This is a genomic window from Desulfogranum marinum, from assembly GCF_016918565.1.
In the GTDB taxonomy this organism is placed as follows: domain Bacteria; phylum Desulfobacterota; class Desulfobulbia; order Desulfobulbales; family Desulfobulbaceae; genus Desulfogranum; species Desulfogranum marinum.
In genome coordinates this window covers 16,691-32,844 of sequence record NZ_JAFFQD010000019.1, presented here as the reverse complement: position 1 = coordinate 32,844, position 16,154 = coordinate 16,691, and the positions used below count along the sequence as shown (strand labels likewise).

The following is a 16,154-nucleotide window of genomic DNA, read 5'->3' as shown; positions in this document are numbered from 1 at the left end:
ATACTTAAAAATATAGCAAACCTGTTCCAGGGGAACAAGGTATTTAGAAAAAGCTTTTTTGGGTAAGTAAAAAAAAACAATGGGAGTGTGCTTTTTATATTGACATGCCTGGGTAAAACATGTAAAAACAAGCGCTCCAAACGGGGGTCGTTAACTCAGCCGGTAGAGTATCTGCCTTTTAAGCAGAGAGTCGCGCGTTCGAGCCGCGCACGACCCACCATTTACCATAAAGACCTGTCCCCATCGTCTAGTCAGGTCCAGGACACCGGCCTTTCACGCCGGCAACAGGGGTTCGAATCCCCTTGGGGACGCCATATATAAAGGCCCTTAGCAAATTTGCTAAGGGCCTTTTCCTGTTTTATGGGATTTTTCTACTTCATTTTTTCCTGATCATTTTTTTTTGTCGATCATTTCCTCATGAGCTCATTCTTTGAGGTTCAAATTTGCCATTGGCCGGCGAATGCAGATTTGGAAGCCATCGAAAGGGGGGAGTTGTTAATGAATACAGCATATATTCATGGGGGCTGAAGCAAAACTGATAACGTCTTTTTCCATCCATTTCCTGAGCACCAAAATTTTTCGTGTGAATAGTCGTACTTTATATTGACACAGTGAAAAAAAACATGTAAAAAAAAGCGCTCCAACCGGAGGGTCGTTAACTCAGCCGGTAGAGTATCTGCCTTTTAAGCAGAGAGTCGCGCGTTCGAGCCGCGCACGACCCACCATTTACCATAAAGACCTGTCCCCATCGTCTAGTCAGGTCCAGGACACCGGCCTTTCACGCCGGCAACAGGGGTTCGAATCCCCTTGGGGACGCCATATATAAAGGCCCTTAGCAAATTTGCTAAGGGCCTTTTCCTATTTTATAGGGTTATGCTAAGAATTTTATGAAAAAACTCGCTAAAAGCGTTTTCATGAGTGATTTTTAATGCAGCACACCTTTTTTCTGTAAATCAGCAAGAAGTACTTTTACCACCGAGTCAAAATCGGTTTTCAGCAGTTTAGGGTTAATTGTGGCTGATTGGGCCGCCCAGACGAGCTTTTTTGTGGATACATCATACATATTACTTTCCAGGCTTACAACCGTTCGGGTGGTTACTGTGGGTGGACTGTATACCGCCTGATAGGCGTGACCGTAATAGCCATACATGCCTGAATAGAAGGAAGGTTCGTAATGGACTGTGCCTGGATGCCACTTGGTTGTTGTTTCGCTATCAATTAAGTGGGTGATCAGCACTGTGTCTGCCCCTGCCTGTTGGATAATTTGTAGAATAGCCTCCTCTTGCGGTGCTATGGGCTCTTCGGTAATGGTGTGGCTGGCAATGGCCTGCGTATTTCTACGTACAAATTGTTCTGCAAAACTGTTTTCCCAGAGCTTGCGAGAAGTTGTATCTCTGGAAAGAGCGATAATAAGGATTTTGTTTATACTTGCTGCGGGGGGAGGTTGCTGTACCCATGAAGAGGTAATCTTGGTTGAAGGGCTGCATCCGAAAAGCACTAAAAGCAGGGCGATGATTATCAAATGTCTTATAAAATGGTGTTTCGGCATCTCTATCCTCTTAGCTATGGTGGTGTAGGGCTTCAACTTAGTAACTTATTGATAAAGGGTTGGACGATAGCATTCACAACTATAGGAAATGGTTTATGGGTATGAAATACATCATCTGTCATCTGTTGCTGGTTTTGGTCGCTCCTGCTTGTTTCTTAGGGTGTGCCTCCGCTCCTCGGGGAAAGGTCGTTGTCGACAGTGAGGTGGAGAAACTTTTTTCGTCGGCAACAGTTATTCCAGGACACAATTATTATTATTATGGGCGCCAGCAATCACCGGTAGCCATTATTGCCCTACAGCAAAAGTATCAGCTGGTATCACGCCTCTGGACATCGCTTAAGCAACCGGAGCAGCAACTAGCCTCCTTGATAAACAACACCAGACAACAACGAAACAGCATGTGCACTTTCTCCGGTGCTGTGATCAAGGCTCCAGATGGTACAGCTGCTGGGTACTGGTATGCAAAATGGCATTTGACCTCAGTCAGAATAGCGGAGCCAGGTAAGATCGAGGTTTTTCCGCCAGCCGAACCAACATACGGGCCGTGTAAGCCGGAAGGTTTTAAGCAAAACTAAGTGTAAGGCAGTTGCCTGCAAAGAAAGGCAAACGCTTTGTTGGCGGCAGTCGTAAGTCAGTCTCCCTTCATTTGCTCAAAAGGCGTGTTCATTGCATCCACCCATTTGACTGCCCCTGTTGTTGTGTCGAGCACGTAAATTTGAGTACTTCGGTCTCGGACCACTACTTCCATCTCGTATTTTCCAGGAGGAGCCTGGGTAACTGCTCCAGTGAGCAGGAAAATGGCGAGCATGCTCAACGCTCCTGTAAGTAATAAAACACTGTTTTTTCCAAATCTGGATACTTGCATCTCTTGCTCCTCCTTGCATTGAGTGAGATATAACCCGAATTTCTCATGAGCATTTTCTCATTTTATGAGAAATCCGGGACCCGGCCGGTCAGGGCATTTGCGTTCGAACACTCTGCACCTTGTCTTCCATGGACTGTTCTCGATCATTCCTGGTACCGAGTTTGATGGTGGTTGTTATCCTGGGGGCTCCCATGGAATGGACCTGTTCGTGACATTTTTTGACAGCATCCATTACCGTATCCCATTCACCCTCAATGTTGGTGCCATAGGCATGAAGTTCCGTCTTAAGCCCTGCATCCTGCAGGATTTGGTGGCAAGCCACCACATACTTTGAGACGGAAACACCAACCCCGATGGGTACCAGGCAAAGATCCATTATTACGTTCATATCATCCCTCATACAGTTGCTCTTTCGTTTTTTTTTGCGAGAGGCTGTTGGTGCCGAAAAGAAGCCTTCGTAAGTGTTCTATTTCCAATCTGCTGATGATTGCACTATGCTATAAATAATATATGTATTCAATCAGTAACTCGTTGTCGGAGCATCCGCTATGCGCATTCTTATTTTGGAAGACAATGCACCTGTTCAGAAAATATTACAAGTAAGATTGGAAAAGGCGGGGTACGAGGTCGAGGCTGTTACCAATGGTCACCAGGGCTTTCAATTGGCAGCATCCAATGCCTATGATGCCATCATCAGTGATATCCGGATGCCCCATTGGGATGGATTTAAATTTATTGATGCCATCCAGGTTATTTGTCCTCAATTACCACTGATTATTATCACAGCGGCCTCTGAAGACGCGGACATTATCCACAGGTTGAGTAAGAGTCGGAACGTTGTCAATGTTTTTTCTAAACCTGTTGATTTTGAAGCGCTGTTTGCCGTGCTTGCAACTATTACCCCCCAATCGCATACCAGTGTCAACAAGATGGCTCGTATTGTCTGCACGATCGGGCCTGCATGCGATTCTCCTGATGTGCTGGGGAAGATGATGCTTGCCGGGATGGATGTGGCCAGGCTAAATTTCTCCCATGGCACTTATGAGCAACACAGACAAAACCTGTGCGCCATTCGGGAATCCGAAAATCTGTGGGACAAACCCATTGCCGTAATCCAGGATCTCTGCGGACCTAAGATCAGGACTGGTCCCATGGTGGGAGGATCCATAGGGCTGCGAGTGGGAGCCAAAATCACGATCCAGGCAAAAGTAATAACAGGGAGCACTGAACGTTTTTCTACCATAATGCCGTCAATACTCGGTGACCTGCGTCCAGGCGACCCTGTTCTCCTGGATGACGGTCTGCTTGAGCTGCGTGTTATAACAGCAAACAGCGAAGAAGCTCAATGCGAGGTGGTTTGTGGGGGAACATTGAAATCGAGTAAAGGGATCAACTTGCCTTCAACCGACCTATCACTGCCAAGTCTTACGGAGAAAGATTGGCAGGATCTGGAGTGGGGACTGGTTCATTCTGTAGATTATGTGGCACTCTCTTTTGTACGGACGGCTGATGAAGTGAATGAGGTCAAGCAGTTCATCCACCGATCAGGTAAGCGTAATATCAAGGTCGTTGCCAAAATTGAACGACCCGAGGCCGTGCAGAACATTAAGGAAATTATAGCTGTCTCAGATGCTATTATGATTGCCAGAGGAGATATGGGGGTGGAGCTACCCGCAGCAAGGGTGCCGCGAATCCAGGAACGAATTATCCAGTTGTGCTGGGAACAGAGTACGCCGGTTATTACTGCCACGCAAATGCTTGATTCGATGACAACCAACGCAAGGCCGACAAGGGCTGAAGTCACTGACGTGAGTATGGCTATCAAGCAAGGTACAGATGCGGTAATGCTCTCTCAGGAGACAGCTGTCGGGGTGGATCCGGTGAATGTGGTGCGAACCATGGCTTCCATTATTTGCGAGGAAGAGCAATATAAGGATACATCTCCTGAGCATTATCGGCAGGTGACTGGTGATACCTCGGTTAATCCCGCTCTTGCCGCTATTACCAGTCTGGCCAATATACGAGCCACCCTTTTACTTGATCCTGATGGCGTTCTTTATCCTTCGCTTTCCAAGTGGAACAGAAGGGTGCCGACCCTGCTGATAACCAAGTCCGTGCATATCGCTCGCCATGCGTGTCTGTATAACAATATTTTTCCGCTGATTATCAGGGAGGAACTCAATCGCAACGAAATGGTGCACCGTTCAATGGTATTGGCAAAAGAATGGGGCTATATAAGGAAGGGTGACGTTATCGGTATCGTTGAAGGAGCAAGGATCACCTGGACAGGTGTCAAGCAGGTGGGGGCTGTGCAGGTTGTTGAGATAGACTAAACCGGCACCATGATTGGTACCGGTTTGATGTGTAGTTTGCGTGATGATTGATGCGGTTTGTCTCTCTTAATGCCTTTTTTTGCCCAGATACGCTTCTTGGATTTTCGGTGAACTCAGCAGCTCTGCCGAGGTTCCGGAAAAGACGATTTTTCCGACTTCAAGTACATAGCCTCGGTCAGCCAGCTTTAATGCAGCCTTGGCATTTTGTTCTACCAGCAGGACGGTAACGTCCCTCTTGGCGATTTCTTTGATCTGCTCGTAAATCGCTTTGACCAGGATGGGGGCGATACCCAAAGAAGGCTCATCAAGCAACAACATCTCCGGGTCGCTCATCAACGATCGGCCGATGGCGAGCATCTGTTGCTCTCCACCCGAGAGGGTACCGGCCAGCTGTTTGCGTCGTTCTTCAAGACGCGGAAACAGCTCATAGACCCATTTCAAGGTCTCTTTATTCATCTTACTGCGGCTGAAGGCGCCGAGCATCAGGTTCTCTTCCACCGTAAGGATGCCGAACACCCGCCGACCTTCGGGTGAGTGGCTGATACCAAGCTGAACGATCTTGTGGGCTGGCAGTTGGGTCAACTCCTGGCCCTTAAACGTGATTGAGCCCGACTTGGCCTTGAGTAGCTGGCTGATAGTGCGCATGGTGGTGGTTTTACCGGCCCCATTGGCACCTAAGATGGTGACGATCTCCCCTTTGCGCACTTCAAGAGAAATTCCCTTGATGGCGGCGATACTGCCATAGGAGACTTCGAGGTCTTTTATTTCAAACAGGGCGTCGTTACTCATCGTCATCCTCACTTCCAAGATAGGCCTCGATAACGGCCGGGTCCTTTTGGATCTCAGTCGGTGTTCCTTCGGCGATCTTGCGGCCGAAGTTGATGACCGTTAGGTAGTCAGTCACCTCCATGACCATATCCATGTCGTGTTCAATCAGCAACACGGTGACCCCTTTGTCACGGATCTTGAAGATCGTTTCAAGTAGTCCCAGAGTTTCTTTGTCATTGAGCCCGGCAGCCGGTTCGTCAAGGATCAGCAGGGTCGGATTGACCGCCATGGCCCTGGCCATCTCGACCCGGCGCTGAATGCCGTAGGGCAGGGATCCTACTGGCGTGGCGGCAAATTCGCTCAGCTTGAAGAAATCGAGCTGTTCCTCGACCTTCTTCCAGTTCTCCATCTCGTCACGAGCCTTTCCCGGCGTGGGGATAATGCCGTGCCACCAGCTCTGCTTGCTCTTGATGTGGCGGCCACTCATGATGTTCTCGGCCACTGACATCTGGCTGAATAGACGGATGGTTTGAAAGGTTCGGACAATGCCGCGGTCAACAATCTGGTACGGGGTCAGGCCGCGAATCTCCTCGCCGCGCCAGTTAACCGAGCCCTCTTCTGATTTGTAGATACCGGTAATGCAGTTGAAGACCGTGGTCTTGCCGGCTCCGTTTGGGCCGATGATGCCGTAGATCTGGCCGTCTTCGACCTTCATGGTCAGGTCATCGACAGCGGTCAGGCCGCCGAAGCGTTTGGTGACGTTGGTCAGGATCAGTTCATTATGCGCCATGGCTGCCTCCCTTGATCAAAAACTTTGGAATTTTGCCAAAGGTGGCTGGGACGATGCCACGGGGACGCAGAATCATTGCCAGGATCATTGCAAAGCCAAAGATGAAATAACGCCAAGTCGCAAACTCGCGGAAAATCTCGGGCAGAACGAACATCACGAACACCCCGAGCAGGATTCCCGGAATCGAAGAACCGCCCACGATGACAATGCTGAAGAAAAGGACTGACTGGATAAAGTCGAAGGCTTCAGGACTGACCGCTGCGTACTGGGTGGCAAAAACGGTTCCGGCCAGGCCGGCCAGACCGGCACCCAGGCTGAAGGCGAAAATTTTGTATACGCGGGTGTTAATGCCGATACTTTCAGCTGCCAGCGGATCTTCGCGCAAATAGTGCAGAGCGCGGCCCGCCTTGCTGCCCTCAAGATTGTGCATGACCCAGAAGGTAATAAGCAGCACGATAAAGGCAAAATAATAGACTGCGATCTGGCTCATCAACTCAGTGCCGAAAAAGCTTAAGGAATCGATGCCGAAGATGCCGTTGGGGCCGCCGGTGACACCGCCGAGATTGTTTTGTAGAACCTGCACGAAGACGATATTGAAGCCAATGGTGACGACCAGCAGGTAGTCACCGCGCAAGTGAACGATGGGGCCTGCAAGCAGAATACCGAACAGGGCCGGAACCAGGATGGCGACCGGGATGGTGGCAAGAATCGGCCAGCCGAATTGGTTGTTGAGGATGGCCGTGGCATAGGCACCCATGCCGAAAAACAGGGCTTGTCCCATATGGAACATACCGCTCTTACCGAGAATAATGTCTTGGGACAGGGCCACGACCGTGAACACCAGAAAGGTGATGGCGACCGCCTGCCAGCGATCGTTAAGCAGGTGAGGCAGGATTGCCATCAAAACAATAAAGACAGGAAGGCTGAAACGTTTGAGTATTTCCATCAGACTTTCTCCGCAACCCGCTCACCAAGAATACCGGTGGGACGGACAATCAGGATTACGATCAACAGGATAAAGGTAAAGGCGTCGGCCCAGGTACTGGAAACATAGCCGGAGATAAAGGCATTGAACAGGCCGAGGAGCATGCCACCGAGCATGGCGCCGGGAATGTTGCCGATGCCGCCCATGATCGCCGCGATAAAGGCGTAGAGGCCGTACTGCCAGCCCATGTTGAAGGTGATGCCGCGATAGTAGAGCCCTATGAACAGACCGCCGACAGCACCGAGGGAGGAGCCGATGATAAAGATCAGGGCAATGACGTTGTTGACGTTGATCCCCATGAGTCTAGCTGCATCCTGATCGATTGATGAGGCCCGGATGGCTGCGCCCATGCGGGTTTTTTCGACGAACAGGTAAAGGGCAACCATCAGAACCAAGGACAGGATCAGGATGATGACCTGGATCAGGCTGATGACAACGCCGCCGAAATCCCAGTAAACCTGCGGTACCAGTTCTGGGAATATACGCATGCGCGGTCCCCAGATGAGCATGATACCATTCTGGATGATCATTGAGGCACCCAGGGCAGAAACCACGGCCGAGAGTCTGGGGGCAGTGCGCAGCGGGCGGTAAGCGACCCGTTCGAGAATAATACCGACGCAGGCCATGGAAGCGGCAGAGAGTAGGAAAATGGCAATGACGGCAAAGAGCGATGTGGCTTGGCCCATGACATGGGTATAGATGGTCAGGCCAACAAAGGCTGAGGCCGCGACCATGTCGCCGTGAGCAAAGTTGATCAGCTTCATGACGCCGTAAACCATGGTATAGCCGAGCGCAACCAGGGCAAACATGCTGCCGATGGTCAGGCCGTTAGCAAGCTGTTGCAGAAAAATGTCCATAAAAAATTTCTCCGGGGTTGATGACTGCTGCCTTTCTAGAGCCAGGGGAGGAGGGCTTTGTCCTCTACTCGCGCCTGAAGGGCAGAGGTTCCGGTTTTTTCTGGTGGTGATTTCAGGGCAAAGCAAGGGCAGGAGAAAAGTTTCTCCCGCCCTTTGTGTAACGATGCGTCAGCTATTGAACGTACTCGTTTGAATAGCTGCCGTCTTCCTGGATGCGCTTGACGACGTAGGCGCCGCCCTTGCGGTTTCCATCCTTGGCAAAGGCGATGGGACCGGTGATGCCGTCCAGAGGCTTGTCCATGTTGTGCAGGTAATCAGCGGCTTTTTTGGTGTCAAAGTCGCCGTTTTGTTCCATGGCGTGGATGATGGCGCGCATGCCGTCGATATTCATCAGACCCCAGATGGATGGAGGCATTTCACCGTATTTTGCCTGGTAATCGGCGATGAAGGATTTGGCAATAGGAGTCGGCAGGGCAGCGGGCTCAGGAACGTTAATGATGAAAGCGTCCTTGGCAGCAGAACCGGCCAGCTTGACAAAGTCTGGGTTATCGTTGGCGTCGCCGCCGTAGAAGTCGGCCTTGATGCCGAGAGCAACCTGCTGGGCACGCAGCAGACCGCCATCCGAATAGTATCCGGCGAAGAAGATAGCGTCAGGTTTTTTGGACTTGATATTGGTCAGGACCGGGGTGAAGTTCTGGGAGTCAGCCTTGATTTTGTCGCGCGAAACAACGTTGCCGCCCAGCTTCTTGATTGCCTCTTCAGTGGCGTTAGCCAGACCGTCGGCATAGGTGGAGAAGTCGGAGAGAACAACAATACGCTGGTACTTTTTGACTTCAACCAGGTATTTGGCTGCGAATTCGGCTTCCGCACTGTTTGGAAAGGAGTTTCGCAGGAAGGTCCAATAACCCTTTTCGGTCAGGCTGTCGGCGGTGCCGTCCGAAGTTTGCAGTACACCGGCTTTGAAGTATGTTTTTTGCGCAGCTTCAGCGCAGGTGGAAGTGTAGGAACCAATAACCATTTTGACGCCTTTGTTGACCAGGTCTTTGGCGCAAATCGCTGCAGCCATTGCGGTTCCCTGATCATCGCAGGTAATAACTTCAATCTTTTTACCGAGCACACCGCCCTTGGCATTGATTTGTTCGGCCAGCAGGCGAACACCGTTTTCAATACCCTGTCCTTCATTGGCATAGCTGCCGGTGATCGGCGCTTGAACACCCACTTTCAGTACATCTTCGGCATTTACTGTTCCCGCAAAAAGGGAAAAACTCAGTAAAGACATAAACAAAGCTCTTTTTCGCAACATACTTTCCTCCACGTCAAGTGTTTGTTTATCTGTAGTTCAGTCTAAGTGGTAACGTACTGTTATTTAATTTTCGTCTTCCCTACAGATTTTTAAGCTTTTTGCTCTTAAAAGGTTGTCGTAAACTGCATACAGCGACTCTACTGATATTATATTCTTTACTTTTTTGCTGTATAAATTTATCAGCAGGGTGCCCCTGCAATTTCGCCTATATGTCACTTTGGTTGAAACATCGCCGATGTTGGTACCCCCTCTTTTTCAAACCGGATTATGCGCTTCTGAAGCAATTCTTATGGCAAATACTTTGTAGTACTGCTTGCGCCTGCTAACATTTTGTCTGGATTGGTGGCGCATTTCATTGACATCAATGGTTTAACCATTATAATGTTATAAAAAATTTTACTTGTGTCAAGCAACCAATGAAAAATATCTTCCATAAGGCCGAGCAAAAACGTGTTTATCAGGATGTCGTGGATCAGATCCAGACAGCCATTCTCAGTGGTGAAATACCCAAGGGGAATAAGCTGCCTGCTGAGCGACACCTGTGTGAAATGTTCCAGACCAGCAGGGGAACCTTGCGGGAAGCATTACGTATATTAGAGCAGAAGAGCCTTATTGAAATTCGTCTTGGTGCCGGCGGCGGTGCGTTTGTCAAGGATGCCAACGCTGAGCTTATCGCAGAAAACCTTGCCATGCTCATTCAGTCGGATGCTGTTTCTCTGGAACATTTGGCTGAATTTCGTGAAGGAGTGGAGGGCGCCGTGAGTGGGTTGGCAGCACAGCGGGCATCTGCTTTGGACTGCAAAGAGCTTGAGGCACTGATGGAAGAAGCCGGGAAATGCCGTGAACAGGGTATAAAAGAATGGGGCAGCTTTGTTCGCGTGGATGAAAAAGTCCATCAAGCCATTGCCAAAATTGCGGGTAATCCACTGTATAGTTTTGTTCTCACCAGTGTGCATACAAATATTGGCCGGTACTATGACAAGTTTTTATTTGTAGGGCCTCATGAACTGGAGGAAAACTACCAGGATCTGCGCGTTATTGTTGACGCAATTGCTAATCATGACAGTGAAACTGCAAGCAGGATGGCAAAGAAGCATGTACGCCGTTTTGCCGAATATATGAAACAGAAGAAACGCTAGACCGGATTTCTCATCAATAAAGTTTTTCGCAGGGCAAGGCACAAGCCGCGCAGCAGGTAAGCGTAGACTCCGATAGTAAACTACCGCAAGTGGTTTCTAACGCAGATCCTGCGAAAAAATTTATTGACCCGAAGGGGAAAATTTTTGATTTAAAGCGAAAAACAGACTGTCAAATATGCAACTACTCATTAAGCAATAATATCAATTGGTTGAGTTTAAAATTAAAAATTTTATGGGAAAGTCGGGCTAGTTTAACCCATTTAACTGTAATCCGTATAGAGCTGAAGGGAGTTTCAGGATGGCTACTCACAATGAAGAAATCTATGCTCAGGCCGTTGCATTGGCGGAATCATGGCAGAACCGAGCCAATGAACTGTTAACCAAGGAAGAGAAGCATATTCAGGACCAGATGAAAAGGCTCCTGACGAATCCTAATGACAAGGTACTCCTCAGTAAAATGATCGATCAGAGTTTTCGATCGCACAACTCGAAGCGGGTTGCAGATCAGATGAGCCACCTGATTGATGAGGAAGGGGTTCCCGAGTTTTTCAGTCGCATAGAAAAACTTTTTATCCAGATGTTTAAAGGGGTGGGAAAACATTTTTCTTCACTGGCTGTGCCGACCATGATCGATCAGATGCGGGCAGGCAGTAGTCGAGCTATTATTCCTGGAGAGCATAAAGAGTTGCATGCTCACCTGCAGAAGCGCAAAGGTCAGGGCATCCGGATGAACATCAATCATCTCGGTGAGGCTGTTCTTGGTGAAAAGGAAGCCGGCCATCGTCTGGCAACCTATATCAAAGATATGGAAGATCCGGATGTTGAGTATATTTCGATTAAAATTTCCACCATCTACTCCCAGATCAATTCTCTGGCCTTTGACGAGACTGTTGCAATCTTAAAAGATAGACTGGCTGCGATTTATCGAGTAGCCAAGGTTAATTACTTTGTGCGCCCCGATGGAACCAAGGTACCTAAGTTTGTTAATCTGGATATGGAAGAGTACCGGGATCTGGAAATTACCTATACCGCTTTTACTGAGACGTTGAGTCAGGAAGAATTCAAAGACTATTCCGGTGGGATTGTTCTCCAGGCCTACCTGCCCGACAGTTTCGGGATGCAGCGAAAGCTGACCGACTGGGCTAAAGAGAGAGTTGCAAACGGTGGTGCGCCGGTCAAGTTGAGAATCGTGAAAGGCGCTAATATGGAGATGGAAAAACTTGAATCAGCTCTCTTTAACTGGCCGCTTGCTCCGTACGACAACAAGCTTGAGGTGGATGCCAATTACAAGCGGATGGTTACCTATGGCATGGAGGAAGAGAATATTAAAGCCGTCAATCTTGGCGTTGCTTCCCATAATCTTTTTGAACTTGCCTATGCCGCTGTACTGGCCAAGAAAAACAATCTGAATCCCTATTTCTATTTTGAGATGCTTGAAGGGATGGCTGATCATGTGCGCAGGGCCCTGAGTGAGGGGGACGGTGACGTGTTGCTCTATGCCCCGGTGGCCTCGAAAGATGAATTCATTAATGCCATTGCCTACCTTATTCGCCGCCTGGATGAGAATACTGCGCCGGAAAACTTTTTACGCTATTCACCGGATCTTTCTGTAGGCTCCAACGAATGGACCTATCTTAAAAAGAGTTTCCTCCGCTCCTGTTCGTATCAAGAGCAAGCGCAGGACGGACCCAATCGGATCCAGGACCGGTCAACGGAAACCTTTTCCGAGTCGGCTTCCACGTATTTTTCCAACCGATTTGTCAATGAGGCTGATACTGATTGGTCCCTGGCGGCCAATCGAAAGTGGGCTGAGGGTATCAGAGAGGAGTATAAGCAATCAGCCGGCAATACCCCTCTGCAGATTCCAGTGGTGATTGGCGGGGAGGAGGTATACGAGGGTCGTGACATCAAGGATGTGATTGATCCTAACTATCCACAGCAGCAGGTGTGTGTTGCCCAATTTGCTTTAGCAAACAAAGAGGACGCATATAAGGCCATTGAAACGGCAAAGCAGGATCCTGACGGTTGGCGAGCATTATCTGCCAAGGAGCGGCATGAGGCGCTTTCCAAGGCTGCTTTTGAATTGCGGGCAGCTCGAGGAGAATTGTTGGGTACGGCAGCCGGCGACACTGGAAAGATTTTTACGGAAGGCGATGTGGAGGTGTCTGAGGCTATTGATTTTGCAGAATATTATCCTCTGACCGCAAGACAACTTGACGATATGGAGAATATAGAAGTCAAAGGCCGGGGCGTTGGTTTGGTTATTTCTCCCTGGAACTTTCCCATTGCCATCCCCTGCGGAGGAGTGGTGACTGCGCTGGCAGCCGGTAATACGGTGATATTTAAACCTGCATCGGATGCGGTGATGACGGCATGGAAATTATGCCAGTGCTTCTGGCGTGCAGGCATTTCAAAGAATACCCTCCAGTTTGTTCCCTGCTCCGGCGCAAAGGTGGGCCCACTACTGACGGCAAGTGAGGACGTGGACTTCATCATTCTCACAGGTGGGACGGATACAGGTCTCCAGATTCTGAAGCAGACGCCGGGAGTCTATCTTGCAGCGGAAACCGGCGGTAAAAATGCTACCATTGTCACCGATATGGCGGATCGTGACCAGGCCATTAAAAATGTCATTCATTCAGCTTTCAGTAACTGCGGCCAGAAATGCAGCGCAACCAGCCTGCTTGTACTGGAGAAGACCATTTATGATGATCCGCACTTCAGGCAGCAACTGGTAGATGCAGCGGCCAGTTGGAAGGTTGGTCCTGCGTGGACGTTCAGCAGCAAAATCGCAACCCTGGTTAAACCGCCCAGTGGAGATCTCAAGCGCGGGTTGACAACCTTGGAATCCGGCGAAGAATGGGCACTGGAACCGGAAATGGTTGACGACAACCCCTTTATCTGGTCTCCGGGGATTAAATACGGCGTGCAGCCGGGAAGTTACACCCACATGACAGAGTTTTTCGGACCGCTGCTTGGTGTTATGCGTGCCGATAACCTGGAGCATGCCATCTCGCTGGTTAACCAGACCGGGTATGGCCTGACCTCGGGTATTGAAACCCTGGATCACCGGGAGCAGGAAATTTGGAAAGAGAAGATCTTTGCCGGCAACCTGTACGTTAACCGCGGTACAACCGGGGCCATTGTTTTGCGTCAGCCATTTGGTGGAATGGGGAAATCCGCACTGGGGCCGGGAATAAAGGCTGGTAGTCCTGACTATGTTGCCCAGTTTATGCATGTTGAAGAGGTCGCACACCCTGCAGAGCAACGTCTCGGCCAAGATTACCAGTTGTTGCAGTTAGCGCAGGAGTGGCGGCAGCTGATTCAGTGGGGAAAAATGGCTGATATCAGAGAAGACGTGGAAAAATTGATCAGTGCCGTCAATAGCTATCTCTATAATATGGAAGCGCGTTTTGGTCAGGAGCAGGATTATTTTCATCTGCGGGGCCAGGATAATATTCTGCGCTACCGGCCGATTACCAATATGGTGATTCGCGTTCATCCGCAAGACTCCGCGTTTGAAACGTTTGCCCGCATTGCAGCGTCCAGGGTGGCAGGCTGTAGGACAACGCTGAGCCTACCTACTTCGTTGGAAAATAGTGTGACCGGGTTTCTTGAAACTCATTATGGGCGGCAGCTTTTACAGGAGGTAAAGGTACTACGGGAAACCGATAGCGAATTGGCAGGGCGAATAGGGGCAATTGATCGTATTCGGTATGCTGCTCAGGAGCGGGTGCCCGGTGAATTATTTACCGCTGCTGCCGAAATTGGTTTTTATATTTCAAGGACGCCGGTGTTTATGGAAGGGCGCCTGGAGTTGCTCCAGTATTTCCAGCAACAGTCCATCTGTGATAACTATCACAGATACGGCAATCTGGGGGGGCGCTCTTTTGAGTGATGGATGAAAAACTCTATGAGGTAAGAAAAACCCCCTTCAGCCTCTGGCTGAAGGGAGTTTTCTTGTGCAGCAGCGCAAAGTATAGAGAGGATTACAGGATTGGCTTCATCGCACCCATGTGAGAACGCAGCTCTTCACCGATCATTTCAACCTGGGTGAATCTAATCTCTTCGTTCACATTAATCAGCTCGATATTGTCAACACCGTTATCAGTAACATCCAGCCCTTTGCCGATGACATCGGTGGAGATACCTTTCATGAAATCCTGCAATAACGGCAGGGCGCGATGGTTGAACAGGTAGCAGCCGTACTCAGCAGTATCGGAGATGACTACGTTCATCTCGTAAAGTTTTTTACGGGCAATGGTATTGGCAATGAGTGGTGTCTCATGGAGTGACTCGTAGTAGGCTGACTCTTCCTTGATGCCGGCAGAGACCATGGTGTCAAAAGCCAGCTCAACCCCTGCCTTGATCATGGCTACCATCAGGATGCCATTGTCAAAGTATTCCTGCTCGTTGATTGCAGCATCAGTGGAAACGGCTTTTTCAAAGGCAGTCTCACTGGTTTCGGCACGCCATTTGAGCAGATTGGCATCGTCATTAGCCCAGTCTTCCATCATGGTGGAGGAGAAGGTGCCGGACATGATATCGTCCATGTGCTGCTCAAAGAGGGGGGTAAGAATTTCTTTGATATCTTCGGCAAGATAGTAGGCCTTGATTTTTGCCGGGTTGGACAATCGGTCCATCATGTTGGTAATACCGCCATGCTTCAGTGCTTCGGTGACGGTTTCCCATCCGATTTGAACCAATTTAGAGGCATATCCGGCATCCATGCCCTGTTCGATCATTTTATCGAAACAGAGGAGAGAACCGACCTGGAGCATGCCGCAAAGAATGGTTTGTTCGCCCATGAGGTCGGATTTAACCTCTGCCACAAAAGATGACTGGAGTACGCCTGCTTTGTCGGAACCAATGCCACAGGCATAGGCTTTGGCGATATCCCAGCCTTCACCCTTAGGGTCATTTTCACGGTGCACTGCAATCAGGGTGGGAACGCCGAAGCCGCGCTTGTATTCCTCGCGTACTTCTGTTCCTGGAGATTTTGGGGCAACCATGATAACTGTCAGGTCTTCCCGGATTTGCATACCTTCTTCGACAATATTAAAACCGTGGGAATAGGAAAGGCAGGCCCCTTCTTTCATGAGCGGCATTACAGAAGAGACAACGTTGGTGTGCTGTTTATCCGGGGTAAGGTTGATCACCAGGTCAGCGGTAGGGATCATTGCATCGTAATTACCCACAGCAAAGCCGTTTTCAGTGGCATTTTTCCAGGACTGACGCTTGGTTTCAATGGCACTGTCGCGCAGAGCATAGGAAACATCAAGACCGGAGTCACGCAGGTTGAGCCCTTGGTGGAGTCCCTGAGCACCACAGCCGACAATAACAATTTTTTTGCCTTGCAGTTTACCTACACCTTCAAATTCCGAGGCATCCATAAAACGGCATTTGCCAAGTTCCTCGAGCTGCAGGCGCAGTGGCAGGGTGTTAAAATAATTTTCTCCCATTTTCAATCTCCTTATTCTTTCAGTTTGAGTTCACGTTATATTTTGTGCATAACATATATGCAATTTGCTGTTGCGGAAAGTGAATTGATTGCAATTCTGTGTT

The 16,154-nt window shown here is 49.4% G+C and carries 13 protein-coding genes and 4 tRNA genes; 8 read left to right on the top strand and 9 right to left on the bottom strand.

Features of this window, described 5'->3' with window-relative positions:
- Positions 1 to 144 precede the first annotated feature (144 nt).
- The 4 genes from JWH17_RS11700 to JWH17_RS11685 all read left to right on the top strand — a co-directional run bounded on the left by JWH17_RS11700 (position 145) and on the right by JWH17_RS11685 (position 819).
- Positions 145 to 220: transfer RNA gene (locus JWH17_RS11700), tRNA-Lys, on the top strand.
- A 16-nt stretch (positions 221 to 236) separates the two neighbouring features.
- Positions 237 to 314: transfer RNA gene (locus JWH17_RS11695), tRNA-Glu, on the top strand.
- A gap of 335 nt (positions 315 to 649) precedes the next feature.
- Positions 650 to 725 (top strand) — tRNA-Lys (locus JWH17_RS11690).
- 16 nt (positions 726 to 741) lie between these two features.
- Positions 742 to 819 (top strand) — tRNA-Glu (locus JWH17_RS11685).
- A gap of 106 nt (positions 820 to 925) precedes the next feature.
- Here JWH17_RS11685 and JWH17_RS11680 read toward each other — a convergent pair.
- Positions 926 to 1,549: a DUF4136 domain-containing protein gene (locus JWH17_RS11680; RefSeq protein ID WP_205222805.1), complete on the bottom strand. Its 624-nt coding sequence runs from the start codon at positions 1,547 to 1,549 to the stop codon at positions 926 to 928.
- 95 nt (positions 1,550 to 1,644) lie between these two features.
- Here JWH17_RS11680 and JWH17_RS11675 point away from each other — a divergent pair, with 95 nt between their 5' ends.
- Positions 1,645 to 2,124 (top strand): hypothetical protein, encoded by a 480-nt coding sequence (locus JWH17_RS11675; RefSeq protein ID WP_205222804.1) that lies wholly within the window; start codon positions 1,645 to 1,647, stop codon positions 2,122 to 2,124.
- A gap of 56 nt (positions 2,125 to 2,180) precedes the next feature.
- Here the strand turns inward: JWH17_RS11675 and JWH17_RS11670 are convergent, their stop codons facing one another.
- Positions 2,181 to 2,414: a hypothetical protein gene (locus JWH17_RS11670; RefSeq protein ID WP_205222803.1), complete on the bottom strand. Its 234-nt coding sequence runs from the start codon at positions 2,412 to 2,414 to the stop codon at positions 2,181 to 2,183.
- A gap of 88 nt (positions 2,415 to 2,502) precedes the next feature.
- Complete coding sequence (locus JWH17_RS11665) at positions 2,503 to 2,802, bottom strand: MTH1187 family thiamine-binding protein (protein WP_205222802.1); 300 nt, start codon at positions 2,800 to 2,802, stop codon at positions 2,503 to 2,505.
- 160 nt (positions 2,803 to 2,962) lie between these two features.
- Between JWH17_RS11665 and pyk the strand changes: the two genes are divergently transcribed.
- Positions 2,963 to 4,747: a pyruvate kinase gene (pyk, locus tag JWH17_RS11660; protein WP_205222801.1), complete on the top strand. Its 1,785-nt coding sequence runs from the start codon at positions 2,963 to 2,965 to the stop codon at positions 4,745 to 4,747.
- 66 nt (positions 4,748 to 4,813) lie between these two features.
- Here the strand turns inward: pyk and JWH17_RS11655 are convergent, their stop codons facing one another.
- The 5 genes from JWH17_RS11655 to JWH17_RS11635 all read right to left on the bottom strand — a co-directional run bounded on the left by JWH17_RS11655 (position 4,814) and on the right by JWH17_RS11635 (position 9,450).
- On the bottom strand, positions 4,814 to 5,536 hold the full coding sequence (locus tag JWH17_RS11655; RefSeq protein WP_205222800.1) for an ABC transporter ATP-binding protein: 723 nt from the start codon (positions 5,534 to 5,536) through the stop codon (positions 4,814 to 4,816).
- Complete coding sequence (locus JWH17_RS11650) at positions 5,529 to 6,305, bottom strand: ABC transporter ATP-binding protein (protein ID WP_205222799.1); 777 nt, start codon at positions 6,303 to 6,305, stop codon at positions 5,529 to 5,531. Before JWH17_RS11650 ends, JWH17_RS11655 begins: the two co-directional genes overlap by 8 nt.
- Positions 6,295 to 7,251, bottom strand: coding sequence for a branched-chain amino acid ABC transporter permease (locus JWH17_RS11645; RefSeq protein ID WP_232371056.1), 957 nt, complete (start codon positions 7,249 to 7,251; stop codon positions 6,295 to 6,297). Before JWH17_RS11645 ends, JWH17_RS11650 begins: the two co-directional genes overlap by 11 nt.
- On the bottom strand, positions 7,251 to 8,147 hold the full coding sequence (locus JWH17_RS11640) for a branched-chain amino acid ABC transporter permease (RefSeq protein ID WP_205222798.1): 897 nt from the start codon (positions 8,145 to 8,147) through the stop codon (positions 7,251 to 7,253). The genes JWH17_RS11645 and JWH17_RS11640 overlap by 1 nt, the downstream gene beginning before the upstream one ends.
- 172 nt (positions 8,148 to 8,319) lie before the next feature.
- Positions 8,320 to 9,450, bottom strand: a complete 1,131-nt coding sequence (locus JWH17_RS11635; protein WP_205222797.1) for a branched-chain amino acid ABC transporter substrate-binding protein — start codon at positions 9,448 to 9,450, stop codon at positions 8,320 to 8,322.
- Between the two features lie 416 nt (positions 9,451 to 9,866).
- Between JWH17_RS11635 and JWH17_RS11630 the strand changes: the two genes are divergently transcribed.
- Positions 9,867 to 10,589, top strand: a complete 723-nt coding sequence (locus JWH17_RS11630; RefSeq protein ID WP_205222796.1) for a FadR/GntR family transcriptional regulator — start codon at positions 9,867 to 9,869, stop codon at positions 10,587 to 10,589.
- Positions 10,590 to 10,887: 298 nt separating this feature from the next.
- Complete coding sequence (locus tag JWH17_RS11625) at positions 10,888 to 14,487, top strand: bifunctional proline dehydrogenase/L-glutamate gamma-semialdehyde dehydrogenase (protein ID WP_205222795.1); 3,600 nt, start codon at positions 10,888 to 10,890, stop codon at positions 14,485 to 14,487.
- A gap of 91 nt (positions 14,488 to 14,578) precedes the next feature.
- On the opposite strand, the gene ilvC is transcribed toward JWH17_RS11625, so the two are convergent.
- Complete coding sequence (gene ilvC / locus JWH17_RS11620; protein ID WP_205222794.1) at positions 14,579 to 16,051, bottom strand: ketol-acid reductoisomerase; 1,473 nt, start codon at positions 16,049 to 16,051, stop codon at positions 14,579 to 14,581.
- Positions 16,052 to 16,154 lie beyond the last annotated feature (103 nt).